The sequence below is a fragment of the Micromonospora sp. IBHARD003 genome (assembly GCF_056106285.1).
This window is the reverse complement of record NZ_JBWBBX010000001.1, coordinates 5,790,918-5,815,029: the sequence shown is the minus strand read 5'-3', so window position 1 is coordinate 5,815,029 and position 24,112 is coordinate 5,790,918. Positions and strand designations below refer to the sequence as shown.

18 protein-coding genes are annotated in these 24,112 nt (G+C 69.1%); 8 read left to right on the top strand and 10 right to left on the bottom strand.

Going from position 1 to position 24,112, the window contains the following annotated elements; genetic code table 11:
• The first annotated feature begins 19 nt into the window (after positions 1–19).
• Positions 20–1,459 carry a pyruvate kinase gene (gene pyk, locus ACTWOL_RS25935; protein ID WP_474301263.1) on the top strand — a complete coding sequence of 480 codons (1,440 nt, stop codon included), beginning with the start codon at positions 20–22 and terminating at the stop codon, positions 1,457–1,459.
• A gap of 86 nt (positions 1,460–1,545) precedes the next feature.
• On the opposite strand, the gene ACTWOL_RS25930 is transcribed toward pyk, so the two are convergent.
• Together ACTWOL_RS25930 and ACTWOL_RS25925 are read right to left on the bottom strand one after the other, a co-directional pair.
• Positions 1,546–1,959, bottom strand: coding sequence for a hypothetical protein (locus ACTWOL_RS25930; RefSeq protein WP_474299195.1), 414 nt, complete (start codon positions 1,957–1,959; stop codon positions 1,546–1,548).
• Positions 1,960–1,975: 16 nt separating this feature from the next.
• A complete protein-coding gene (locus tag ACTWOL_RS25925) occupies positions 1,976–5,869 on the bottom strand; it encodes a polymorphic toxin type 27 domain-containing protein (RefSeq protein WP_474299194.1) in 3,894 nt (1,297 codons plus the stop codon).
• Positions 5,870–5,889: 20 nt separating this feature from the next.
• On the opposite strand from ACTWOL_RS25925, the gene ACTWOL_RS25920 reads away from it, so the two are divergent.
• A complete protein-coding gene (locus tag ACTWOL_RS25920) occupies positions 5,890–6,309 on the top strand; it encodes a hypothetical protein (RefSeq protein ID WP_474299193.1) in 420 nt (139 codons plus the stop codon).
• A gap of 186 nt (positions 6,310–6,495) precedes the next feature.
• Here the strand turns inward: ACTWOL_RS25920 and ACTWOL_RS25915 are convergent, their stop codons facing one another.
• Positions 6,496–7,398, bottom strand: coding sequence for an FG-GAP-like repeat-containing protein (locus ACTWOL_RS25915; protein ID WP_474299192.1), 903 nt, complete (start codon positions 7,396–7,398; stop codon positions 6,496–6,498).
• Between the two features lie 272 nt (positions 7,399–7,670).
• Positions 7,671–8,420 carry a hypothetical protein gene (locus ACTWOL_RS25910; protein WP_474299191.1) on the bottom strand — a complete coding sequence of 250 codons (750 nt, stop codon included), beginning with the start codon at positions 8,418–8,420 and terminating at the stop codon, positions 7,671–7,673.
• A 585-nt stretch (positions 8,421–9,005) separates the two neighbouring features.
• On the opposite strand from ACTWOL_RS25910, the gene ACTWOL_RS25905 reads away from it, so the two are divergent.
• The 3 genes from ACTWOL_RS25905 (at position 9,006) to ACTWOL_RS25895 (ending at position 14,079) form a co-directional block, all read left to right on the top strand.
• Positions 9,006–9,326, top strand: a complete 321-nt coding sequence (locus ACTWOL_RS25905) for a hypothetical protein (protein ID WP_474299190.1) — start codon at positions 9,006–9,008, stop codon at positions 9,324–9,326.
• Between the two features lie 545 nt (positions 9,327–9,871).
• Positions 9,872–13,801, top strand: a complete 3,930-nt coding sequence (locus ACTWOL_RS25900; protein WP_474299189.1) for an ALF repeat-containing protein — start codon at positions 9,872–9,874, stop codon at positions 13,799–13,801.
• 14 nt (positions 13,802–13,815) lie between these two features.
• Entirely contained in the window at positions 13,816–14,079 is a 264-nt protein-coding gene (locus tag ACTWOL_RS25895) for a hypothetical protein (protein WP_474299188.1), read from the top strand.
• Between the two features lie 384 nt (positions 14,080–14,463).
• Here the strand turns inward: ACTWOL_RS25895 and ACTWOL_RS25890 are convergent, their stop codons facing one another.
• The 4 genes from ACTWOL_RS25890 to ACTWOL_RS25875 all read right to left on the bottom strand — a co-directional run bounded on the left by ACTWOL_RS25890 (position 14,464) and on the right by ACTWOL_RS25875 (position 18,666).
• Positions 14,464–15,690 carry a hypothetical protein gene (locus tag ACTWOL_RS25890; protein WP_474299187.1) on the bottom strand — a complete coding sequence of 409 codons (1,227 nt, stop codon included), beginning with the start codon at positions 15,688–15,690 and terminating at the stop codon, positions 14,464–14,466.
• A 97-nt stretch (positions 15,691–15,787) separates the two neighbouring features.
• Positions 15,788–16,336 (bottom strand): DUF6114 domain-containing protein, encoded by a 549-nt coding sequence (locus ACTWOL_RS25885; protein WP_474299186.1) that lies wholly within the window; start codon positions 16,334–16,336, stop codon positions 15,788–15,790.
• A 94-nt stretch (positions 16,337–16,430) separates the two neighbouring features.
• Positions 16,431–17,084: a DUF6230 family protein gene (locus tag ACTWOL_RS25880; RefSeq protein WP_474299185.1), complete on the bottom strand. Its 654-nt coding sequence runs from the start codon at positions 17,082–17,084 to the stop codon at positions 16,431–16,433.
• Positions 17,085–17,691: 607 nt separating this feature from the next.
• Entirely contained in the window at positions 17,692–18,666 is a 975-nt protein-coding gene (locus ACTWOL_RS25875) for a tetratricopeptide repeat protein (RefSeq protein ID WP_474299184.1), read from the bottom strand.
• Between the two features lie 259 nt (positions 18,667–18,925).
• On the opposite strand from ACTWOL_RS25875, the gene ACTWOL_RS25870 reads away from it, so the two are divergent.
• Positions 18,926–19,558, top strand: coding sequence for a TetR/AcrR family transcriptional regulator (locus ACTWOL_RS25870; RefSeq protein ID WP_474299183.1), 633 nt, complete (start codon positions 18,926–18,928; stop codon positions 19,556–19,558).
• Between the two features lie 91 nt (positions 19,559–19,649).
• Here the strand turns inward: ACTWOL_RS25870 and ACTWOL_RS25865 are convergent, their stop codons facing one another.
• Positions 19,650–20,750 (bottom strand): GDP-mannose 4,6-dehydratase, encoded by a 1,101-nt coding sequence (locus tag ACTWOL_RS25865; protein WP_474299182.1) that lies wholly within the window; start codon positions 20,748–20,750, stop codon positions 19,650–19,652.
• The gene (locus ACTWOL_RS25860) at positions 20,747–21,928 is read right to left on the bottom strand and encodes a UDP-N-acetylglucosamine--N-acetylmuramyl-(pentapeptide) pyrophosphoryl-undecaprenol N-acetylglucosamine transferase (protein WP_474299181.1); all 1,182 of its coding nucleotides are present in this window, start codon (positions 21,926–21,928) and stop codon (positions 20,747–20,749) included. The genes ACTWOL_RS25865 and ACTWOL_RS25860 overlap by 4 nt, the downstream gene beginning before the upstream one ends.
• Positions 21,929–21,992: 64 nt before the next feature.
• Here ACTWOL_RS25860 and ACTWOL_RS25855 point away from each other — a divergent pair, with 64 nt between their 5' ends.
• Positions 21,993–22,682, top strand: coding sequence for a response regulator transcription factor (locus ACTWOL_RS25855; protein WP_474299180.1), 690 nt, complete (start codon positions 21,993–21,995; stop codon positions 22,680–22,682).
• Positions 22,679–24,085, top strand: a complete 1,407-nt coding sequence (locus ACTWOL_RS25850) for a sensor histidine kinase (RefSeq protein ID WP_474299179.1) — start codon at positions 22,679–22,681, stop codon at positions 24,083–24,085. Before ACTWOL_RS25855 ends, ACTWOL_RS25850 begins: the two co-directional genes overlap by 4 nt.
• Positions 24,086–24,112 lie beyond the last annotated feature (27 nt).

Below are 24,112 nucleotides of genomic sequence, written 5' to 3'. Positions count from 1 at the left end.
TAGAAACAAACCCGATAGGATCCGCCTCATGCGCCGTTCCAAAATCGTCTGCACACTGGGCCCCGCCGTCGACTCTTACGAGCAGCTGAAAGCGCTCATCGAGGCCGGCATGAACGTGGCCCGTTTCAATATGAGCCACGGGACCCAGGCAGAGCACCAGGAGCGGTACGACCGCCTCCGCAGGGCAGTGGCCGAGACCGGCCGCCCCGTCGGTGTGCTCGCCGACCTCCAGGGCCCCAAGATCCGCCTCGAGAAGTTCGCCGAGGGACCGGTCGAGCTGGTCCGCGGGGACGAGTTCACGATCACCACCGAGGACGTCCCCGGTGACAAGTCCATTTGCGGTACGACCTACAAGGGCCTTCCCGGAGACGTCTCCAAGGGCGACCAGGTCCTGATCAACGACGGCAACGTCGAACTGCGGGTCGTCGAGGTCGAGGGCTCGCGGGTGAAGACGATCGTCGTCGAAGGCGGCGTGATCTCCGACCACAAGGGCATCAACCTGCCGGGCGCTGCGGTCAACGTCCCGGCACTGTCCGAGAAGGACGTCGAGGACCTCCGCTTCGCACTCCGGATGGGCTGCGACCTGGTGGCGCTGTCCTTCGTACGGGACGCCAGCGACGTCAAGGACGTCCACAAGGTGATGGACGACGAGGGCCGCCGGGTCCCGGTCATCGCCAAGGTGGAGAAGCCGCAGGCCGTCGAGAACATGGACGCCGTCGTCATGGCCTTCGACGGCGTGATGGTGGCCCGCGGCGACCTGGCGGTCGAGTACCCGCTCGAGAAGGTCCCGATGGTGCAGAAGCGGCTCATCGAGCTGTGCCGCCGCAACGCCAAGCCGGTGATCGTGGCGACCCAGATGATGGAGTCGATGATCACCAACTCCCGTCCGACCCGCGCCGAGGCGTCCGACGTCGCCAACGCGATCCTGGACGGCGCGGACGCGGTCATGCTGTCCGCCGAGTCGAGCGTCGGTGCGTACCCGCTCGAGACGGTCAAGACGATGTCCAAGATCGTCACCGCTGCGGAGGAGGAACTCCTCTCCAAGGGTCTCCAGCCGCTCGTGCCCGGCAAGAAGCCGCGTACCCAGGGCGGTTCGGTGGCCCGCGCGGCCTGCGAGATCGCCGACTTCCTCGGCGGCCGGGCCCTGGTCGCCTTCACCCAGTCCGGCGATACCGCCCGCCGTCTGTCCCGCTACCGCGCGGAGCAGCCGATCCTCGCCTTCACGACGGACGACAACACCCGCAACCAGCTCACCCTGAGCTGGGGCGTGGAGCCCTTCATCGCCCCGTTCGTCGAGACCACCGACGCGATGGTGGACCTGGTGGACGCGGCACTGCTGAAGCTCCAGCGCTTCAACGAGGGCGACACCATGATCATCACCGCGGGCTCGCCCCCCGGCGTCCCGGGCACGACGAACATGGTGCGGGTCCACCACCTGGGCGGCGAGAAGCGGCACTGACGGGGTCTTCCAATGCAAGAGGGCGGCGCCCCGGTCCACGTTCGTGGACCGGGGCGCCGCCCTCGGCATCGCACAGTCGGTCGAGACTAGCCGACGGTGCCTGACTCCGCGGGAAACTCGGGCGGCCACGGCTCGGACGGGTCGTACAAGTACGTCCTGTCACCCATCAGCTCGTATTCCGCTTCGCGCCAGCTCGGGTTACTTCCGACGACGAAACTGCCGCCGTCCCGCTCCAGCATCCAGGTGTACGCGGCGTCCTCAGCCGGAATTTCATGGCGCGCGCTGAGCACCGTGAACTCCTCTGGGGTGGCGCGCCGAATGTGAAGACCGTCGCGGTAGTAGGGCTTGAGGAACATCAGCTCAACATGGCCAAAATAGACCTCGACACATGTCGTGGTCCGGTCCACCAGCGTCGCCTCGCTCCGGAGGAAGAGCTGACGGTGTGAGGGGTTGAAACCGGTGACCCGGAAAAGCCGCCCCTCGCGGATGAAATCTGTCATGGCTGCCATGCTCCCCTCACTCGGGCACCAGTTCCCCGTTGGGGTAGCGGAAGCGTTCCGGGAAGACCCGCACCACCTTGCCCGCATCGTTGGTCATGTGCCACTCGATCGACGACCATCTGCGGTTCTCCAGCCTGACCGCGGTACGGAGCTTGACCATCTCCCATGCGGTTCCGAAGCCCGAGGACTGGACCTTCGCCCAGTCGCCCGCGGCGATCGACTCTCCCCGCTGCAGCAGGAGTGTGAGAGCCTCGTCGGCGGTCTTGGCGCCCAGGACACCGTCCAAGCTCACCGACAGTTTCACATTGCTGTTGGCCACCGCTCTCTCGACGCCGACCGTCCATATGGCACGCTTCCCCATCCCCAATCCCTCTGGCAGCTCTGTGCCGAAGTTCTTGCCATTGAACGTCCGCGCTCCGATGCTCTTGGCGACGTCGTCGGCCATGGGGTTGATCCCCAGCAGGATGTGGTCCCCGTCCTTCACCAAGTCGTCGAGAATCGCCTTGATGCAGTCGTTGTGTACCAGGATCGGCTTCGAACCGACGTACACGTAGTAGGAGTTGAGTTTCTCGACCTCGAAGTTGAAGACGCGGACGCTGCCCTTGACGAGCGATGTGCCGAGCACTCGCTCCGCAGTGCCGTCCTTCGTACGGAACGAGTCACCGGCACGCAGGTCGCCTGCCTGGACCCACCCGCGGTCTGCTACCCAGAAGCGGTGCGAGTCGGTTGCCTCGACCTTGCCACCGGCGGTCCGGATGCGTACAAGCCGGTCCACCGTACGGTTGAACAGCTTGAGAACACGCTGCAGCGACTTCTTCCCGGTCGCCATATCGGTCGACCAGACCCGGTCACCCACCTTGATCTGCTCGATCGGTTTCGGACCGTCCTCGGTCGCCACCCTTGTACCGGCCGGGAAGCATCGGCCGATGAGGGCTTCTGTGCCCGCTCGTTCCAGATTGGCCGCAGCCGAGGTGCTCAGTCCCGCGCCGCGCAGCCCCCACAGAGCTTCGCTGAGCCTGGCCCCATTCACCATCGCCATGCGCACCGCGAACGCCGCCGCGACCGCTCGGACGAGGATCGCAGGGATGACGATGCTGCCGGCGAGCCAGAGGCAGCCGCTGATGATCCCCTTGCTGCAGTCGACGATGTCCTTCACCGCAGCCATGGCCAGCCCCTTGAGGACGCTGGCCGTGAGCTCCAGCCCGTCGATGTGGACTTTGTTCTCGCGGAACCGGACGTCCAAAGGTGAGCTCATCAGGTAGTCACGCTTGATGCTGCTCCCGCAATTCGCACGCGATACACCCGGCAGCGGGCAGGACTCGAGGTAGAAGTCCATCTCGCCGTAGACGTGGTACTCGAGATCGATCTCGCAGCCGATCTGCCCACCGGTGTGCGTCCCGACGCAGTCGCTCTTGGGGTCGATGTCGACCAGCGTGTCTTCACTCGGGCGCATCACCACGCCGTCGATGCCCACCGACCCGCTGCCGGACCGCTTCTGCTCCTGCAGTGCCTCGTACTCGGCCGTCTGGGTGCGGATGGCTGCCTGTGCGGCCTCGACAGCCAGGTTGCGAGCGTTGGCCGCGGCCGCCTCCGCCGTGGTGGCGTCGCGCTCCGCCTGGTCGGCGATGCCGCGCGCGGTGCTCGCGTCGCTCTCCGCCGCGGTGGCCGCGCTGCGGGCCGATGCCGCGTCCCGCTCCGCGTCCGTGGCCGCGGCGTCCGCCTGCTCGGCATAGGTGCCGGCCGTGTCCGCGGCACCCTGCGCGGCTTCGGCGTCAGCCTTGGCCTGCTTGTCGTACTCGACCGTGTTCGCTTCGGACTTCTTCGCGGCTTTGGCCGAGGCGTCTGCGGCGCTGGCTGAAACCTGGGCAGCCGCAGCCGACTTGACCGCGTTCGCGGCGTACTCCGCCGCGTTCGCCGCCGCCTCTGCCGCCGCCTTCGCGTCAACGCTCGCCTTCGCGGCAAGCTCTTTCGCCAGCGCCGCGGCCTTCGCCGCCTGCTCGGCCTTGGCCTTCGCCACCGCCGCCTGCTGCTCGGCGAGGGTTTTGGCCGCCTGGCCCGTCAGTACGGCCAGACCTGCCGAGGCGTCGGTCTCCTTGTACGGGGAGCCCAGTTCGATGGCGTCGTTGGCCGGCTTAACCACCTGCGCCGCCGAGTCGCGGGCCGCTGTCGCTGCTTGTGCCGTCGCATAGGCGTAGCCCGCCGTACGGACGGCGTCGACTCCGGCGAGGGCGCCCTCCGAGCGGGCCACCACGGCATGGCCCTTGGCTTCCGTGGCCTTCTGCTTAGCCGTTTCCGCCTGGGCCTTCGCGGTGACGGCGTTCCACTTCGCCGCCTCGGCAGCGTCGATGGCGTCAGCGGCAGCCGCATGCGCCTTCTTCACTGCCGCCTCGGTGATGGCGACGTCCCGCTTGGCGGCGTCGGCCGCTGCCTGAGCTCGCCTATGCGCTCCTTCGGCACGGGTCGCCGCCTCACGTGCGTTGGTCGCCGCATCCGTGGCTTCGTTCGCCGCGGACCGGGCGGCCGTCGCTGCGGCGGTCGCGTTGTTCGCCGCCGTGCGCGCCTTGGTTGCGGCTGCACGGGCCTCGATCGCCGCTTCGGTGCCCTCCACCGCTGCGAGCAGTGCCTCCGCTGCGGCGGCCTTGGCCTCCAGGGTGTCCCGCTTGCGCTCCGCCTCGAAGGCGTCGTCGCGTGCGGTCCTCGCCTTGCTCTCGGCTGCCAGCGCGGCGTCCTTCTTCGCAGCCGCGGTGCCTCCTGCCGACTGGGCAACGGCCAGCTGATCCGCGGCGGCCTGACGCTGGCTCTGCGCCGTGGAGTTGGCAGCCTCCGCTTTGGCACGCTCCGCGTCCGCCAGCTCCTTCTGCGACTTGGCGTAGGCGGCCTCGGACTCGGCAGTCTCGCGCTTGGCCTTGGCGTCGGCGGCTGCCGCCTTCGCGGTCGCCTCCGCGTCCTTGGCCCTGGTCTCCGCAGCCTTGGCCTTGGTCGCGTTCTCGGCGGCCAGCTTGGCCTGCAGGGCCGCACCCTCCGCGGCAGCCTTCGCCTGGGCGGCAGCCTCCTCCGCCGCCTTGCGACGGAACTCGGCCTTCGACGCGTGCGCCTGGGTCTCCGCGAGCGCCATCAGCGTCTTGCTGTCGGCGGCCGAGGCGCGCGTCGCGTTCGACGCGGTCTCCGTCGCCTTGGACACCGCCAGCGCGGCAGCCGCGGACGCCTTGGTGACCTGTGCGGCCTGCTGGCCGTACATCAGACCCCGGCCACGCGGTGCGCCGGCGGCATCCGCGATGGCGTACGCCTGCTGCTTCGCGGCCTCGGCGCGCGCGGCCTCCGCCTGTGCGGCCATCGACGCCCGCGCCGCCACGAAGACACGGCCCTGCGCGCGGTCCTGCGCACGGATGATGTCCGTCTTGACCTTCGCGAATTCAGCGGGTTTCGGATAGAACATCGTGCTGTCGGGCGACTGCTTGAGCCAGTACGCCTGCCAGTCCGTGAGCCGACTCGCAATGATCGAGTTGCCGAGCGCCTCGCCGAGCGCCTGCGTCGCGATGGTCAGCTGCTGCGAGGCCTTGGCCTCGGCGTCCATGATCGTCGCACGCTGGGACTTCTGCCCCGCCAGTTCGGTCTGCCACTCGGTCGAGGCGACGACGGTCTCGGTACGCAGCACCTCGTGCGGGTCCGGCGGGTTCTCGGTCGCACAGGACGCGAAGCGCGCCTTCAGCGCCTCGACATCAAGGCGGAACTCCATCGTGTCCGGTGCCGGAGCCGAGGTCGGAAAGCCACCGTTCTGCAGGAAGATGCGCGCGTCGTCCGCGTACATCGGGTGCATGAACTCCATGGACTCGAGCGCCTTGCGGGGCTTGTAATCCTCGTAACGGTCCTCGGAGTACCGCTGTGCGGCGATCGCCTTGACGGCGTCCACGGACTCCTTGCTCGCGACCGGTGTCTGTCCTCGTGATACAGGTCGTACTCGGACTTCCAGTACTGGCCGTCGATCCAGGTGAGCAGCCCGGTGGTGTTGAACGGGTTGACCTCGTCATAGACCCACTCGAAGCCCGCGACGGTATAGCCGGGCGGCGTGGTCTGTCCCGGTACCGCGAGCGACTGCTCCCAGACGCTGTCCCGGCTCCAGAGCTCATCGGCCTTGGCGTCGGCCCATGCCTTGTCCTTGGCGAACGCGACGGAGAGCGGGGTTTGGTGCTCGTACCATTTCTCACGATCGGCGTTCTTGTGGAGGTCTTCCTCGGTGCCGTTGAGTCCGGCGCGGGAGACGGCCTTGAGCTCCTGGCCGCCCTTGCGGGCCATCAGGTTCAGCAGGCACTGCTCCGCCCGAGTTCTGGCCGCTGCGTCCAGGTCAAATGAGGGAGGTTCTTCGCTGTCCGCCGCCGGCTTCATGAGCGTGGGCAGCGACGGAAGCTGCGTTCCGCTGATCGTGACAGCCAGCGCGGTCGCCAGTGCCGTCGAGGTGAGCAGTCGTGTCCATCTGCCGAGGACGGCGCGGCGTCCAGGGGGGTGTGCGTTCTTACGCATGCCTCGTGTGCCGTCCTGTCAGAAGAGAGTGTCGAAGGTGCCCCATCCGGAGCTCCCGATCTGGACCTTGGGGCCGAAGGGCGCACTCGGTGTGCCGGTGCCCTTGAAGAGCCAGAGCTTGCCCGCGCTGTCGTTGGCGATCAGATCGGTCTTGCCGTCACCGTCGTTGTCACCGGTGGACACGACCGTCTTGTAGGCATCCCAGCCCTTGCCGACGGTGATCCGGCTGCCGAGCGCGGCATCCGCGACCGCGTTGCCCGTTCCCGGGTAGATGTACAACGTCCCATCGGTCGCCCTGGCGATCAGGTCGGCCTTGCCGTCACCTGTGTAATCGCCCCGGCCGGCCAGGGCGTTCATGCCGTTCCAGCCACCGGTGCTGATGCGCAGGCGCGTAAGCATCGTTCCGTCGCCCTTGACCTGGTAGAGCCAGAGCGTGCCGTCGGCGGGGCGGGCGATCAGGTCGGGCTGGGCGGTGCCGCCCATGTTGCCCACCGAGACCAGCAGGTTGTACTGGTCCCAGCCGCCGCCGATGACCTTGGTCTCGTTGCCGTGCTCGGCGGTGTAGTACAGCGTGGTGCCGGTGCGGTGGTACAGGTCGTTGCCATTGCCGTTCTCGGACACGTTGGCCTGGACAAGAGCGTTGATGTCGCCCCAGCCGGCGCCCATGTCGTAGAGCGGCTTCACCCCGCCCGTACCACTCGGTTCGTAGTCGTAGAGCCGTCCTGCCTTCCGGGCGAACAGCGGGAACATCACCGCTCCGGGCGCGACTTGAGCCTGCGCCGCTTGTGTGGCCGTGCTGTCCGTCCGGTCGTTCCAGGGCCCGGGAGCGGCCCTCGCCACCAGTACGGCGGACATCGCCAGGGCGATACCCACCGCGGAAACCGCCGCCCGGCGCACCGGGCGGCTGAGCTTTCGGAACATGAGTGTGGTCAGTCCTCACAGGAGAAGAGTCCTGCGCAGACAGACGGAGGGGCATTGCCCAGCGGCCGTCCCCCCAACGCCCGCGCGCCGGGCCGAGCAGCCACAGAGCGATCACTCTAGAACCAGAATCAGTCACACGTGAAGGTTTTTCGGTGCACTTGTGGGATCAATTCGACGATGCCGACACATCCCCCTCACAGGAAGGTCGGCAGACCGCACGGTCCTGGTTGTCCGGAGCAGGAGCCGCCCGCGGTCCGCACTGACGGGAATGCTCAGTTGGGCTCCGGCAGCACGAGCCAGATCTCGGAGAGGGAGAGTCCGTGCTCATCGCTCACCACCCCGCAGGGGCAGCCCAATGTGACCCGACGCCAATCGCACGTCACGGTCCACGGGCCGTCCTTGCCTCCGCACCCCGGGCAGCTGACGGTCTCGGCCGTCCATACCCCCGGCGCGGGTCTGGTGTGACGACGGAATCGGCCCCTGTGCCGGACCTGCCAGGGATCAACCGGCGGCGTGAGCGGGATAGCGCCGGGCGCCTTCGTCGCGGCGAGGGCGGTGAACTGCGCGGTCAGATCGGGGAGCAGGGCTTCGCCCGCTTCGGTCGGCGGTGCCGCGCCTTCCATTGCCCCCGGCACGGTTCCATACCTCGGAGCCGCGGCCGCAACCGGTGGATTCGGGGCAGCGTGCCAGGGCAGCAGGGCGCGGGCGACGGCGGCCAGGAGAGCAGTGGCAGGCGGACTGACGGCACCGGCGTCGAGGTGGTGGACCGTGGTCCTCATGATGCGTTGAAGCCGTCTGTTCCGGTCCGTCGCCTGAGTCTGCGCCGATATGCCCCGCCGCACCGGGAGCGGGGCGGTGAGGCGGGCAAGGACTGCCACCGCCGCCTCGGTGTCCGCCGAGGACAGGCGCCATGCACCTGTGGCGAGGAGCTGCCGGGCTCGCCCGGACTCCAGGGTCAGAGCATGCGTCAGCAGGGGCAGGGGGCGCGATGCGAATACCGGCCTTCCGTGCATGCCTGTCATCGCATCCCTTCCTCACTCACCATCGCGCCGCAGCCGAACCGACGCTTGCCGGCGACGGGTGCGGTCCTCAGCGACGCGGGCCACGCGTCCACCGGCCACCAGCCCTGCCCGTGGATCCGCCACGCCCTCGCCCCCCGGCATTCGGAGAACGCCGGTGGTGTTCCGTCCGCTCCACAGCAGGCGCAGGAAACACGAGCCCTTCACGAAGGGTAGGGCTTCTCAGCTCTCCAGTGTCAGCATGGTCGCGTCGTGTGGGGATGGTTCCTGATCTCCACGCACGCGTCCGTCGCAGCGGAGTAATCCCCACGGTCCCTGGCCTCCTGGCGCTGCTTGGCCAGAGCCGCGCATACCCCGCAGTCGTCAGCCGGCCGGGGTGGCTCGGGCGGGAGCATCACGTTTACGGGCGGATCCATCGTCCTTTTCGGGTGGCTCATGGTGGAGATGGTGGTGCCCCCTTGCGGACGTATCTCCGCTCGACCCAGGGACAGTTCGACCGTCGACGGCTACGGTTCGAGAAGGCCCAAAAGTTGCTGGGAGACGCCTTGAGCGTCGCTTTGCGATCTGCTCGGCAACCCCCACGGCGAGGTGACCCGCCAACGTGAGACGGTCGAGAGCGTGGCGCTCAGCGTCTCGACTCGTATCAACGTCACCCTGGAGAACCTCGAATACCTCGGTCCAGTGGTAGGCCTGGAGACTCGGCTCAGCAGCGCGGACGACGCGGTGAACCACGTCTCCCTGTCGGTGTTCCGCTTCGACCACCATGCGCTCGTCACACCTCATCTGGCCCGACTCGTCGGCCACGACTCCCCACTGCTGCACCTGCGCCGTCAGGGTAAGAACGGCATGTTCGACCGATTCTCAGAGCACGCGGAGGAGCTCTGGGAACGGGGCGTACCGCGCGCATAGGCCTTGGGCGCAAGGAACATGCCGCGGGCGATGCTCCGGGCCCGGCACTGCCCACAGCGCCATTCCCGACAGGAGCCGCCCTCGGCGACTCGTCCGGGGACGGACTCCGGATGCGAACTCGGCGACAAGCGATCCTGATGGCCGCGTCCTCGTCACTCTTACCGCTCTGGCGCCTGCATACCGCCGAGCCGCTCCAGCCACGGCGCGATCACCCTGGAGCGCCAGAATCGGCCAACGATGAAGGCTGCAAAGCAGTTATGTGATTGAAATGGGCCAGACTTTCACAGGTTCCACGTAACCACTCGACCGTATATCCATCTATATCTCCACAAGTTGGACCTATCGTTGCTGCTATTCCCGTGCAATGATCTACACGCCTTCGGGGGGAAGGCGGGGGGCGGCGTGCTCGACCGGCGCGCCGAGGGGCATTTCACGCTCTTCAGCACATACCTGATTGACCGTCAGTTAACGTCGGCAATGCCGTCCTGCCTCAATCACCTACTCCTTCCTGGGCATGACCTGTACCCAGAAGAACAGGCTGAGCAGTGCTGAGAGCATTTCGGAGAGACCCGCGCGCGAGACGCGCGGCGCTGACACGGGGCATCGCGGGGACCGCCCTGACGACCGCGTCGACCCTGCTGGTGGGACTCGTGTACGCGGTCCCGGCACGGGCAGAGGAGCCGGGGGACAACCCGACCGATCCATGGAAGAGGGCCCTGCGGATCAGTCTGGGCGCGCAGGCGCGCAAGGACCGTTGCCAGGTGGCGAGGGCCGTGCATTACGGCGGCCCCGAGATGAAGGCCGCGGCCAACACCGCGCTGTCGGGCACTGACGCGGACGTGGCGGCCGCTTGGGGCCCGTTCGGGGGACTCGGAACCCCCTTGGGCTACGCCTACGACCGCGACGTGACGGCGCAGAATGCCCGCGGAGACGCCTTCAAGGCCCGTCAGGACAAGCTGAACCAGACCAACGAGCCCTATCGCAACACGAACTCCTCCGGCGGGCGTGACTTCCATGCGCCCGAGTTCGGTGAAGACATCATCGCCTTCGCGAGGATGGAGCGCGAGCTCGCGTTCAAGGTCGGGGACGACCCGACTCCCAAGCCGGGCAAGGCGGCTCTGGACAAGGCGAAGGACGTCATCGCCGCCTTCGACACCGCCGACGACAACTGGGCCACCGCGTACAAGCCGTTCGCCCGCGACGAGGTCGTGGGCCTGAACAACGGCGAGAACGGGACGCCCGGTTCGGCCAATGACGTGGCCAGCGTCCTCCGGTTCGGCGGGTTCCTCAAGACCGCTCCGGCTCCGGACTCTCTGGAACACCGGACCGAGGTGGAGTTCCTCAAGGCGGCCTGGGCGAGCTGCGACAGCAACAACCCCGTCGACCACTATCGTGCCCTCACCGGCGTCGTCCTCGACGCGCACACGGAGTGGGGGGCGGAGTACGCCTCGCAGAGCAAACAGCGCAAGGACATCGTCGCTGCCGAGATCGCGGCTTCGAAGGAAGTACGCGTGGCCACCGAGGCGATGGTGGAGGCCGTCCGCCAGGCCTGGCAGGCCGACCAGATCCTCTTCTTCCAGAAGTACTGGGCGGCCAATCCCAACAGCATCCTGAAGCCGAAGCCGGCCGTGTTCACCCAGGCCGCGAAGGACCTGACGGCCGCGCGCAATGCAGCCGCAGCCCAGATACCGATCGCAGACAAGGCTGTCGCGGCGGCCAAGGCAGCCTCCGAGAAGGCGGTCGCGGCTCAGAGCGCCGCATGGGCCATCGCGGACGCGGCCAAGACCCCGCGTGGGCGCGGCCTGATGTACGGCCAGCAGTCGGTGCAGGTCGCGAAGGCGTCGTACGCCGCCTCTCAGGCAGCCGCCAAGTCCGCCCTCACAGCGTCCAACGCGGCGAAGGCGACGGCCGCCGACAGCCAGGCGCTGCTGGCGCTCGCCAAGACGCAGTCCCACGCGATGCAGGCCGAGTTCCGCAAGGCCGCAGCGCAGGAAGCGGCCGCGCAGGCCAAGGCGGCCGCTGACGCAGCGGACGAGCAGGCCAAGGAGGCTGCGGACAACGCGACCAAGGCGAAGAACGCCCAAGCGACCGCCGAGAAGGAGGAAGCCACCGCCCGCACCCAGGCCGCCAAGGCCAAGGAGCTGCGCGGAGTCGCCGAGGCCGAGCGCGACAAGGCCGCCACGGCACGCAAGGACGCCGAACGGGAGCGGGGTAGGGCTCAAGCCGCCGAGGCTCGCGCCCAAGAGGAGCGCTCCAAGGCCTCGACGGCAAGGTCGAGCGCCGCGACCGCCGAATCCACGGCTTCTTCGAAGCATGCGGATGCCAAGGCCGCCGAGGCACGTGCCGCAGAGGCACGCGATAAGGCGGTCCGCGCGGAGCGGGAGGAGCAAGCCACAGCCGCGCGTGCGGCGGCGTTTGAGGCCGCCGCTGCCGCCGCAGACGGATCTGACGCCGCTGCCGAAACCCGGCAAGCCGCGACAGAAGCCCGGACTGCGGCCAATGAGGCCACTATCGCGGCAACGGCTGCACGTACCGCAGCCAACGAGGCCAGCAGCGCCGCTGTCGCGGCCCGTGCTGCGGCGACGCGTGCGAAGGCAGCAGCAACCAGGTCACGTGCCGCCGCAGACGGAGCCTGGTCCGCAGCATTGGCCACGAGTGCCGCCGCGGCCAATGCGCACGCAGCCGCAGCCGAGGCGATCGACGCCTCTGCCGCCGCCGCGCAGAACGTGAGGAGCGCCGAAGCCGAGGCCAAGAAGGCGGCCATGGCCGCCGTCACAGCCCAAATTCGGGCTGCCGAGGCCAGGGATGAGGCGCGTAAGACTCGCGAGTGGGCCACCGTCACGGCGGGCCACGCCATGGCCACCGCCCAGTTCGCCGTCGCTGCCCGGGATGCGGCAAAGCAGGTGACGATGTCTGCGGACAAGGCCATCGCCCTCGGTAGCGCCTATCGCGAAAGCGATGTTTCCGCCGCGTTCGCCGTACTCGTCGGTCAGGCGTCCAAAACGCTCGCCGAACAGCAGGCCGCCGCTGCCGAAGCCAAGGCCAAGGAGGCGACAAAGGCCGCTGCTGACGCCAAGGCGCTGGCCGACAAGGCCACCGCAAGCGCGAAGGCGGCCGCACAGGCCGCAGCCGCGGCAGCCGCGGATGCGGCACGCGCGGCCGAAGCGGTCAAGCGGGCCAAGGCCTCCGCCGCCGAGGCAGCCAAAGCGGCCGAAGCCGCCAAGAAGGCCGACGCCAGAGCCGCCGAGTGGAGCAGGCAGGCAGGTGAGGACGCCTTCGCGGCCGACTCCGCCGCAAGCGCCGCCGAAACCGAATCCGCCGCTGCCGACAGCGAGGCCACGGACGCCGAACGGGACGCGAGCAGTGCTCACAGTGCCGCCGCGTCGGCGGAGAGTGACGCCGCCACCGCGCGACAGAGCGCCGACCGCTCGGAAGCGTACGCAGTCGCGGCGGAAGACGCAGCACAGAACGCCAATGCCTCAGCGAAGGAGGCCGACCAGGCCGCCGAACGCGCCGAGGAGGCCGAGCGCGAGAGGCAGCGCAAGGAACTGGCCGAGGCGGCCAAGAAGAACTCGAAGTACACCGATCCACAGCCCGGCGGCGGTAGCGGAGATCCCAGCAGCGGCGCGGATGCCCTGGACGCATTGGTCCTGCGGATGGCCACCGAGTACGCCTTGGAGCAGGCCGGGCTGAGCGAGGAGGAACTGGCGCTGGCCCGGGAGCTCTCCGGCCAGGACCTCCTGGACTACCTGAAGGACAACGGCGCCGAGATCCTGGTGGAGCTGTTCGCAGAGGACATCAAGGAGTGCATCGACGATCCCGATATCGGGATCTGCATCTGGGCCATCGTCCAGAACGCGGGCCCGGTCAAGCTGGCGAAGATCGGGAGCAAGCTGCCGAAAATCGGCAAGGCCATCTGGGGCATCAAGGGGTTCCTGGAGAAGGTCAACAAGGCCCGGAAGAACGTCGACGCCGTCACCGAGAAGATGGAGGACGCCAAGAAGCAGCTGGACCGACTCGGCATCAGCTGTGACCGGGACTCCGGCGGCACCAAGCCGGGCCGGAAGTCGAAGGCGTCGGCCGTCCAGCGGTCAACCGCGGCCTCCGGCGACAAGCCGAAGTCGGACACGGACTGCACGTTCCCCATATACCGGACCCCGAAGACCGTGGACGTGGCTTACGAGAAGGCACACGGCCCGAACCCGGCCCGGGCGGCGGAGGATGGAAGCAACGGCAAGGTGTACTTCGGCGAGCAGAGCGTCGCCGCCGAGTACTGGGGACGGGGTACGTACGCCAACGGCATGTACAGGTACGACATGGACATGAAGTTCCTGGTGCAGTTCGCCAAGGCTGCCAAGCGCTACGACTGGAAGGGCCCGAATGGAACCCCCAGAATCGAGTGGGAGATCGACTACAGCAGGCTGGCCGAGTTCAATTCCCTGACCGTCGACCGTACCTGGATACTCAAGCCGTGAGGCGGCCGAACGACATGCCCTCGATACTCCATCGCGAATACGACGTCCAGGTCGTCGCTGTACGTCCCTGGGGGCTGGATGTGGTGCTGCCGGACGGCACCGCGGGGCTGATCGACAACGCAAAGGACCCCCGCTGGCCGGACGGTGACCAGGAAGCGGCCGTCGGAACAGTGCTCCGTGCCGTCGTTCTGGACGACGAGCGCAGCCCCGTCCGGATGAGTGCCCTGGACGGTGACCGGGCCATCGCACGCTCCTTCAGGGAAGCGGCCGGCAGCTAGTTGGTCCAGTCTGGCTTGGCGAACTTGTAGCGGACCCGCTGGGGACGGGTACGGCCACCGCATGATCATCGGTTGGTGTGTGGACGATCGAAGATCGTGCGGTGGCCCCGGGCCGTGGCGTAGACCCTGCCCACTGGAGCGGACGCTGGGGGAAGCGTCCCCGAGGCCCCCGCGGCTGCCTCGGCCGCTGACGCGCAGGTCGCGGTCGAGCGCATCACATGCAGTCGCATCGCTGCGGACCCCTGGGCATCAGCCGTCCGGTGGCGGCCGACCACCATCCCGAGACCAAGACAACCTCGGACGCCACCGCCGCCGCCAGGCAGGCACTGTGGGCCGCACCTCGTTCGAGGTGCGGCCCACAGCCTTTCCGCGGCTCCCGGTGGCTCAGCCGGCGTTGCCGCCGGTGAAGTAGTTGCGCAGACCGGGGACGGTCAGCGTGCCGCCGAACTGACCCGCCTGGGTCACCTTCACCTTGGTGAAGATGGCCAACGGGACGTTGAGCGGCGGCGGGGACTGCGGGCTGAAGGTCACGGGGATGATGCCGAAGAGGTTGCCCTTCAGCTCCTCCGTGTACATCGTCACCGTGCCGTTGTTGATCTCCGACGTGGAGCCCTTCCGCGCCTCGACGTGTGCCGTCGTGCCGTTGGGGCCGACCACCAGCTGGTGCAAGTCGTCGATCTTCACGCCCGTAGCCGTGAACTTCAGCACCTTCTTGATCTTGCCGCTTCCGGTCTTGACCTCGACGATGCCCTTGTAGTCCAGGCCCGTGAGGGTGAGCTTCGAGCTCTCCAGGATCCAGGGGTCGTCGGGGAGCGTGGGGATGCCCGGCTCCACCTCGGCCGCCGCCAGAGCCTCCGGGTCGGCGGTGGGACACGGGAAGCGCGGCTTGGCGCCTTCCGGTATGTCCTCGTCCTTGACCGCGTCCAGGCCCTTGACCTTGTCGTCGAGCTCCTCGACCTCTGCGCCGGCCTTCTGCGCCGCGTCCTTGATGGCGTCCTTGGTCTTGTCGGCGGCGTCGCGCACCGGGCTCGTGGTCGTGCTCTCCGGCGTGGACGACGTGTCCTCGGACGTTTCCGCGGCGGGCTTCTCCGCGGGCTCCTCGGACGACTCCTCCGCGGGCTTCGCCGTGGCACTCGGGGTCGCCGTGGCCGTCGGCTCCTCGGGCGTGTCGGGGCCGTCGAAGAGGTCCTTGATCTTGTCTCCGAGACCCAGGGGGTCGAGCGGGTTCCTGGTCTCGCTCGGCTCGGGGTCCGCGGACGGCTCCGACTCCTCGGCGGGCTTGGCAGCCGACTCGGAAGCAGACGGGGATGCTCCCGGCCTCGGCTCGTCCCGGGTCTTGTCCGAGTCTCCCGAGGCGCTCGCGGAGGGCTCGACCGAAGGCTCGTCGGACGGCTTGGCCGAGGAGTCGTCCGACGCCTCGCCGGACGGCTTGGCCGACTCTGACGGGGACGGCGACTCCGACGCGGACGGCTCGTCCGAGCGCGTGACGCATGGGCCCGGCGCGAAGGGTATGTCCTTGTCGTCGGCGAGGGCGAGCCTGGGCGTGAGGCCCATTCCCACGAAGACCGCGGTGGGCATGGCGGCCAGGGCCATCGCCTTGCCGGCGGGCATCTGAAGCTTGGTCAGCAGGGACTTCCTCGGGGCCGCGTGACGCGGCCCCTTTCTGACCTGTGCTTCGTCACCCCCTGCCGTGTTCAGCGGTGTGACATCACCCGGCACTGTTCCTCCCGCCGTTGGCGTCGATGGTGGTGTCGTGCGTCTTCTCGTCGTGCGTGCCCCACGGCTCCTGATCCGGGGTACCTGACGGCTCGACGGGTACGGGAGCCTCCCCGTTGTCCTCGGTCGACTCGTCCGCCGACTTCCCGGGCGCCCACGAGATGGAGAGCGCGCCGCCGATGAGGGAGAACAAGAAACCGACGATGAACCCACCGAGGTTGGACACAGGGAGCGAGACCAATGCCAGCAGGATCGCGGCAACGCCGGCGAAGATACGAACTACGGGCTGGAACCACATCGTGAGACCCAACGTGACGAGCAGCACGCCGATGATCAGCGCGGTTGAGCCCGCGGTCGTCGACATGGAGATCGTCATGTGGCCGAGCTTGAAGCTCGCATACGGGAAGTAGGCGATCGGAATGCCGCCGAGCAGTGTGAACAGGCCTGCCCAGAACGGCCGCTGTCCCCGCCAGTCACGGAACCGCAGGCGGAAGACGCGAAGGAAGTGCTCGTTCTGTTCCGTGGACTCGGCGACGCTCATGGAAAACAGCTCCCTGGAACTGGTGGTGCGGTGTGGAGAGTTGGCCGGGCGGGCGAAGCCGTGGCTCCCCCCGCCCGTCCGGACGGAATGACCGTCAGTAGCACTCGTGGCCGGAGTCCGCGTACAGACGCATGCTCAGGCCGCTGAGCTTGAAGGAAGCTGCCGTGGTTGCCCACGCCTTCTGCTCGACATTGTCAAGGATGGCCTCATCAGCCTGCTGGGCGAAGCTGTTCGGCAGGATCTTGTCCTTGATGGCCGGGCCCTTGCCACCCATCTTGGGGTCGCCGGTGTTCTTGGCCGCTACGCCGATGTCGATGTTCTTGAACGTAGCGTCAGCATCCAGCGAGGACACGTCCAGGTAAAGGTCCTTGGCAACGACGGGGTTGTTCTTGTCGTTGCCCGCCTCGAGCCGCAGAGTGATCTTGCCGACGAACGGCACATCGGTCACCACGGACTGGCACATGTTGTTGATCGTCGCGTTCTGGAAGGTCGAGATCGCAACTGGGTGGGCGGTCTTGTCGTCCCCACCCGCAACGTTCTTGTAGCCCACGTCCATGCCGCCGTACTGGGCGAACCCAGTACCGACAAGGTGACCGGCCTTGACCTTGAACTCCTGGCCCGACACCGCGAACGAAGCCGCGAGTGCACCCTGCGCCAGGCCCACACCGATCGCGGCCGTGGCGGCCACGGACGGCACCATGACGACCGCGAACCGCTTCCATCTGGTCCCACCACGAACCTGGGACATATCTGTTCCTCCTTCTCGGACGTACATCTCCGGTACGGACCGGGAGGTCCGCCCTGGGATGGGAGAAGTGCTACGTCCTCGGGAAGGAGAGCGCCGAGCGGGCGGTCCGCGAGCTGCGTCCGATCACTGGCGATCACCCCCGAGCGACAACCACTGGCCACGCCTTCGCGCAACCTCAATGGACAGGCCCTGCCGCCCGGGCAGGAACCCCCCTGTCCGCGGCCGGCGCCTCTGCCGCCGGCCCACTCGGTGGGGACCCAGGACCGCTTGACGCGGCTGGCTGCCGAGCTGGTGCGGTGATGGACCGAGCGTGGCCGATCGTGGTGCATTACGAGCCGGGGCACAAGGGGGTTCGTTACTCGGTAGTAACGGCCCGATAACCACGTCACGACGGCGCGATGTCGGGCGGCCACACAGGGTGCCTCGAGGCCCTTCGGAACGGGTGGATATTGACGCCAAAAACGGGACAGATCAACGTGATCGATTTACTACGAGTAACAGCCGGCCGCGTTTACCAAGCTTTGGTAAAGCGCGGCCGTGCTTTGTCACTCTGTCGCCAAATCGGCGGCCTGGCGCCGGTCGTTCCTGAGCGCCGGAGAGGCGTACGTCAGAACAGCACCCGCGCCAGCGCAGTACGCGCGGCGGTCACCCGGGGATCGTCCTGACCGATCACCTCGAACAGCTCGAGCAGATGGATCCGGGCGGCGTCGCGGTCCTCGCCCGCCGAACGCCCCACGGTGTCGACCAGCCGGCCGAACGCGTCCTCGACATGACCGCCGACCAGATCCAGATCGGCCACGGCGATCTGCGCCGCGGCGTCGTCCGGCTTGTCCGCGGCCTCCTTGCGTACGACCGAGGCGTCCATGCCCTGGACCCGCCGCAGCAGTTCGGCCTGGGCGAGGCCGAGCTTGGCCTCCTCGTTGCCCGGGTCGTCGGCGAGCACGTTCTTGTACGCCTGCACGGCGCCGCCGAGGTCGCCCGCGTCGAGCGCCTGGACGGCCGCCTCGAGTACCGCGTCATGCGGGCCGGCCGGGACGGGGGCGGCGGTGGCGGCACCCTCTTCGGCGTCCGGGTCGACGGTGATGCCGGTGAGACCGAAGCGCTGCTCGGCTACCTGGACCAGCTGGTCGAGGGTCTGGCGGATCTGCGGCTCGGGGGCCAGACCCTGGAAGAGCGGAAGAGCCTGACCGGCGACGACCGCGAAGACAGCCGGGATGCCCTGGATCCCGAACTGCTGCATCAGCATCTGGTTGGCTTCGACATCGATCTTGGCGAGCACGAAGCGGCCGTTGTACTCACGGGCGAGCCGCTCCAGCACCGGGCTCAGCTGCTTACACGGCTCACACCACTCGGCCCAGAAGTCGATGACGACCGGGACCTCGGCCGAGCGCTGGAGGACATCGCGCTCGAAGCCGGCCTCGTCGACGTCGATCACCAGGCTGGAGGGGGGTACGGCACCGCCGCCGCCCTGACGGGCGGCCTGGGCACGGGCCTGCTCCGCCTTCGCCTTGGCGTCACCGGCCGCCTTGACTGCGGCGAGGTCGACGACGCCGCTCATGGACATGTTCCTAGGCTGCTGCATGCCTACATCCTCCCCCCTCCGCGCGCACGAGTGAAAAGCCCACCGGAAGTCATATGACCGGAGGTGCCGCGTTCTGTGTGCTGCTGTGGCGCCTGGTCCCCACCCGGCACCCGTGGTCGTCACTCGGACAATTTTCGCTACGGGTCGTAGCGTAACTCCATTACCACTGCCCGGGGGGCGTTCTCTCGGTGAAGTGGCTCACAGCGATCCCGTGGTGACGCTCACGGCAATCCACCTACCGGCCGGTATGGTCGCCGTCATGTGCAGCCACCGCCGTCCGAAAACCATCCGCGCCGGTCGCCCCCGCAGCGCCGAGGCGGATACCGCCATCCTGGACGCGACCAGGGCCGCTCTGGTCGAGCTCGGCTGGTCGAAGCTGACGCTGGGCGATGTGGCGAGCCGGGCCGGGGTGGCCAAGACGACCCTCTACCGGCGCTGGGCCAACAAGAGCGAACTCGTCGTGGACGCGGTGGCGGTGCTCTTCGACGAACTGGAGCTGCCCGACCGGGGCTCGCTGGCCGCGGACATCGAGGGCGTCGTGCTGCAGTTCGCCGAGTTGCTCCAGCGTCCCGAGGCGAAGACCGCGATGATGGCGGTGGTCGCCGAGTCGACGCGCGACGAGCCGCTGCGCGAGCGCATCCGGGTCTCGATCGTGGACCGTCAGAAGCGGCTGGTCCTCGAGGGACGTGCCCGGGCCCAGGCGCGCGGTGAACTCCCTGAGCAGACCGACCCGGAGGCCGCGGCCCGCACCGCGGACCTCATCTTCGACGTGATCGCGGGCGCGGTGGTGCACCGGGCGCTGGTGAGCGCCGAACCGGTGGACGCGGACTGGGTCCGGCGCTTCACGGCGGTCCTGCTGGGCGGGCTGGGGGCGGCGGCGCAGCTCGACTGAGGTGGGCGAACCGGCCGGCGCGGCCGACACCCCCACGGCTATCCGGCCCGGGCCGGGATCCCGCATCCCGCGCCCGGTAACGGCCCCCGTCTCAGACCTGGTAGCGCTCCGCCGCGAACAGGTGCAGATTGTCCGCCACCCACTCCGACGTCCGCTTCAGCCCCTCCTCCAGGGGGACTTCGGGTTCCCAGCCCGCCCACTCCCGCGCCCGGCGGTTGTCCGAGAGCAGCCGCTCCACCTCGCTGCCCGACGGGCGCAGCCGTGCGGGGTCGACGACGACCTCGGCCCTGTGCCCCGAGGCGGCGATCAGCCGGGCGGCCAGGTCTCCGACCGAGATCTCGTATCCCGTACCGAGGTTGACGACCTGCCCGAGGGCCCGGTCGCAGTCGGCCATCGCCAGGAAGCCGCGTGCCGTGTCGGTGACATAGGTGAAGTCGCGGGTGGGGGTGAGGGAACCGAGCCTGATCTCCTCCACTCCCGCGTGCAGTTGGGCGAGGATCGTGGGGATCACGGCCCGGGCCGACTGGCGAGGACCGTAGGTGTTGAAGGGCCGCACCACCGTCACGGGGAGTTCGAAGGCGTGCCAGTGCGAGAGCGCCATCATGTCCGCGCCGATCTTCGACGCGGAGTACGGGGACTGCGGCTGCAGGGGATGGTCTTCGGAGATCGGCACGGTCAGGGCCGTGCCGTACACCTCGCTGGTGGAGGTGTGCACCAGCCGGCGGACCCCGTGGCGGCGGCAGGCCTCGGCGAGGTTCTCGGTGCCGTTCACATTCGTCTGGACGTACGCGCCGGGTGAGTCATAGCTGTACGGGATGCCGATGAGTGCGGCGAGATGGAAGACGGTGTCGCAGCCCTCGATGGCGTCCATGACGCGTCCGGGATCGCGCACATCCCCGGCGATCATCTCCAACTCGCCCATGTGGTGGGAGAGATGACCGCGCTCCGCGTAGGGCTTGTAGTGGACGAAGGCCCGGACGTCCGCGCCTTGCTCGACGAGCAGATCGACGAGGGTGGATCCGATGAAGCCCTCGGCTCCGGTGACGAGGACGGTGCGGCCGTTCCAGTTCATGTCCGTGCTCGTGCTCATGTGCGTGCTCATGTGCGTGCTCATGTCCGTGTTCGCGCTCGCGCTCGCGCTCGTGCTCGTGCTCGTGCTCATGTTGGTGTTCATGTGGCTTATGCGGCTCATGCGGCGTACTCCTTGGTCTGAGAGGCGAGTTCGATGACACGTGCGGCCAGCAGGTCGGCGGCACGGGCGTGCGGGCCCGGGTCTGCGGCGCCGCTCATCGCGGCGAGCCGGTCCGGGTCGGCGAGCAAGGGTGCGGTGAGGGCGTCCAGCCGTTCGGCGGTGGTCTCGGCGTCCGGGAGAAGCAGCCCCGCCCCGGCGTCGGTCAGCACCCGCGCGTTGTGCGTCTGGTGGTCGCCGGGCGCGTGCGGGTACGGGACGAGGACGGCCGGCACGCCGGTGGTGGCGAGTTCCGCGACGGTGGCCGCACCGGCCCGGCAGACCACCAGGTCAGCGGCGGCGTAGGCGAGGTCCATCCGGTCGAGATAGGGAACGGCCCGGGCGACGGGCGAGTCGCCGAGGCGTGCCCGGGCCTCCTCCAGTGCCGCGGGACCGGTCTTGATCAGCAGATGGACGTCGGTGCGCTCGCGCAGGCGGTGCGCGAGCCCGACGGCGGCTTCGGTGAGACGTGCCGCGCCGAGGCTTCCGCCGTTGACGAGGAGCAGCCGGGCGCCGTCCGGGACGCCGAGGGCACGGCGGGCGTGGTCGCGCAGCGTGCCGCGGTCGAGTGCGGCGAGCGGTGCGGCGATCGGCATCCCGGTGGTCAGGGCGTTCTCCCCGCCCGTCAGATGGGCCCGGCTGTGGTCGAACGCGACGGCGAGATGCGGGGTGAGGCGGGCGGCGAACTGGTTGGCACGGCCGGGCACCGCGTTGGACTCGTGGATCACGCTCGGCAGTCCGGCGAGCCGGGCGCCGAGGATGACGGGCGCGCTCGGATAGCCGCCCATGCCGACGGCGACCTGGGCGCGCTGGGCCCGCAGGATGGTCCGGCACTGGGTCCCGGACTTCAGCAGGGCGGCGGGCAGCAGATAGCGCCGCGCGCCGAGGGCCGGATCGAAGGGAATCATGTCGACGGTGTGCAGCCGGTGGCCGGCGGCAGGTATGAGCTCGGTCTCCAGGCCCCTGGTGGTGCCGACGAAGGAGATCACCGCGTCGGGCACGGCCCGGCGCAGGGCCTCGGCAAGGGCCAGACCGGGGTAGATGTGGCCGCCGGTGCCACCGGCGCCGATGACCACGGACAGGGGGGCGCTCGAGGCGGCCCCCCGTGCGTGTGGGGTGGGTGGTGTGGGTGGTGTCCGCATGACGGCCACGCTCGCGAAGCGCTTTAAGAGGGATCTAAGAAGCCGGTTTGGCAGGCTCTATGGCATGGGAGCAGCGAAGATCCTGGTCGTCGACGACGATCCCGAGGTGCGCGCCGCGGTGGCCGACGGCCTCACCGTCGAGGGGTACGAGGTGCGGGAGGCCGCCGACGGCCTGGCCGCGCTCTCCGATGTGGCCGCCTGGGAGCCGGACGCCCTGGTGCTGGATGTGATGATGCCGGCCCTGGACGGGCTCGCGGTCTGCCGTCGGCTGCGGGCACTGGGCGACCGTACGCCGGTCATCGTGCTGACCGCCCTGGACTCCGTGAGCGAGCGGGTCGACGGGCTGGACGCGGGCGCGGACGACTATCTGGTGAAGCCCTTCGCGCTCGACGAGCTGACCGCCCGGCTGAGGGCTCTGCTGCGCCGCACGGCACCCCTGGATCCCGGGGACGGTGCCGGGCTGCGCTTCGCGGATCTGGTGATGGACCCGGTCACCCGTACCGGCAGCAGGGGCGGACGGCCGCTGGAGTTCAGCCGCACCGAGTGTGCGCTCCTCGAGCTGCTGCTGCGGCACCCCGGGCAGGTGCTGCCCCGTGAGGTGATCCACGAGTCGGTGTGGGGCCGCGACTTCGGGCCCGGTTCCAACTCGCTCGCGGTGTACGTGGGATATCTGCGCCGCAAACTGGAGGCGGGCGGTGAACCCCGCCTCGTGCACACGATCCACGGCGTGGGCTACCGGCTGGACGTGGCATGAGCGGCGTGCACAGGCTGGGGGCGCGCTGGCGCCGGCGCCGGCCGGTGCGGACGAGGCTGGCGCTGGCGACCTCCGCCGCGGTGGCGCTGGTCGCGGTCGGGGTGTGCACGGCCGCGTTCTTCGTCCTGGACTACGCCCTCTACCACCAGCTCGATCTGAACCTCACCCAGTCGGCGACGCTGGTGACGCAGCAGAACCGCGACTCGGGTCCCGACGTCCTCGCGGGCGAGTGCCGTTTCCTCTCGGCGCCTGCCTGCGCGCAGGTCGTGCCGGCCGATCCGGCGGACGACCCGTCCGCGCCTGCGTATGTGCTGCCGGTGTCCGCCCCGGTCCGGGAGGTCGCGGCGGGAGAGCGGGCACCGTACTTCTCCGATTTCACGCTCTCCGGGCATCCGGGGCGGATGCTCACCACCCCGTTCGGCAAGGGCAAGGCTCTGCAGGTGGCGCTGCGCGCGGACACGGTGGAGAAGGGAGTACGGCAGGCGGCCTGGCTGCTGTCCCTGGTGGGGGCCGCCGGGGTGCTGCTGGCCGGGGCGCTCGGGTACGCGGTGTCGCGGACGGGTCTGGCGCCGGTGGCCCGGCTGACGGCGACCGCGGAGCGCATCGCCGCGACCCGTGATCCCCGGCACCGGATCGAGCTGCCCGAGGGCCCGCCGGGCCGCGAGGACGAGGTGACCCGGCTGGCCGCCACGTTCAACACCATGCTGGGCGAGCTGGAGCAGTCGGTCAGTGCCCAGCGCCGGCTGGTGGCCGACGCCTCGCACGAACTGCGCACTCCGCTGACCGCGTTGCGGACCAATGCCGAGCTGCTCGCCCGCGCGGACCGGCTCACGGACGCCCAGCGTGACCGGGCGTCCGCCGCGCTGGCGCGGCAGCTGCGTGAGGTGACCGGCCTGGTGAACGATCTGATCGAGCTGGCCAGGGACGAGGAGCCGCATCCGCTGCTGGAGTCCGTGGGGCTGCGGCAGCTCACCGAGCACGCGGTGGACACGGCACGCGCCCACTGGCCGGAGAACGAGTTCACCCTGTGGGCGGACGACGCCACGGCGGACCTGACGCTGCCGGGCGTGCCGGCGCGGCTGTCCCGGCTGCTGACGAATCTGCTCGACAACGCCGCCAAGTTCAGCCCGCCAGGGGCGGCGGTCGAGGTCGCGCTGACCGCCGCCGATCTGACGGTCCGCGACCACGGCCGGGGCATCGCGCCGGAGGACCTGCCGTATGTCTTCGACCGTTTCTACCGGGCGGAGTCCGCGCGAGCACTGCCCGGTTCCGGGCTGGGTCTGGCGATGGCACGGCAGATCGCGCGGGCGCACAACGCCGAGCTGACGGCGGAGCACGCCCCGGGCGGCGGCGCGCTGTTCCGTCTGACGTTCGCGGACGCCGCCGGCATCGCTCCCCGATGAGCCGCGGTCCGGCGGCGGGTTCGGGAC

What these genes read in the sequence shown, in the direction of transcription:
- ACTWOL_RS25930 (WP_474299195.1), bottom strand. Translation starts at nt 1,959, where the DNA reads ATGACAGATTTCATCCGCGAGGGGCGGCTTTTCCGGGTCACCGGTTTC.
- ACTWOL_RS25915 (WP_474299192.1), bottom strand. Translation starts at nt 7,398, where the DNA reads ATGTTCCGAAAGCTCAGCCGCCCGGTGCGCCGGGCGGCGGTTTCCGCG.
- ACTWOL_RS25910 (WP_474299191.1), bottom strand. Translation starts at nt 8,420, where the DNA reads ATGACAGGCATGCACGGAAGGCCGGTATTCGCATCGCGCCCCCTGCCC.
- ACTWOL_RS25895 (WP_474299188.1), top strand. Translation starts at nt 13,816, where the DNA reads ATGCCCTCGATACTCCATCGCGAATACGACGTCCAGGTCGTCGCTGTA.
- ACTWOL_RS25890 (WP_474299187.1), bottom strand. Translation starts at nt 15,690, where the DNA reads ATGCCCGCCGGCAAGGCGATGGCCCTGGCCGCCATGCCCACCGCGGTC.
- ACTWOL_RS25885 (WP_474299186.1), bottom strand. Translation starts at nt 16,336, where the DNA reads ATGAGCGTCGCCGAGTCCACGGAACAGAACGAGCACTTCCTTCGCGTC.
- ACTWOL_RS25880 (WP_474299185.1), bottom strand. Translation starts at nt 17,084, where the DNA reads ATGTCCCAGGTTCGTGGTGGGACCAGATGGAAGCGGTTCGCGGTCGTC.
- ACTWOL_RS25875 (WP_474299184.1), bottom strand. Translation starts at nt 18,666, where the DNA reads ATGCAGCAGCCTAGGAACATGTCCATGAGCGGCGTCGTCGACCTCGCC.
- ACTWOL_RS25870 (WP_474299183.1), top strand. Translation starts at nt 18,926, where the DNA reads ATGTGCAGCCACCGCCGTCCGAAAACCATCCGCGCCGGTCGCCCCCGC.
- ACTWOL_RS25865 (WP_474299182.1), bottom strand. Translation starts at nt 20,750, where the DNA reads ATGAGCCGCATAAGCCACATGAACACCAACATGAGCACGAGCACGAGC.
- ACTWOL_RS25860 (WP_474299181.1), bottom strand. Translation starts at nt 21,928, where the DNA reads ATGCGGACACCACCCACACCACCCACCCCACACGCACGGGGGGCCGCC.
- ACTWOL_RS25855 (WP_474299180.1), top strand. Translation starts at nt 21,993, where the DNA reads ATGGGAGCAGCGAAGATCCTGGTCGTCGACGACGATCCCGAGGTGCGC.
- ACTWOL_RS25850 (WP_474299179.1), top strand. Translation starts at nt 22,679, where the DNA reads ATGAGCGGCGTGCACAGGCTGGGGGCGCGCTGGCGCCGGCGCCGGCCG.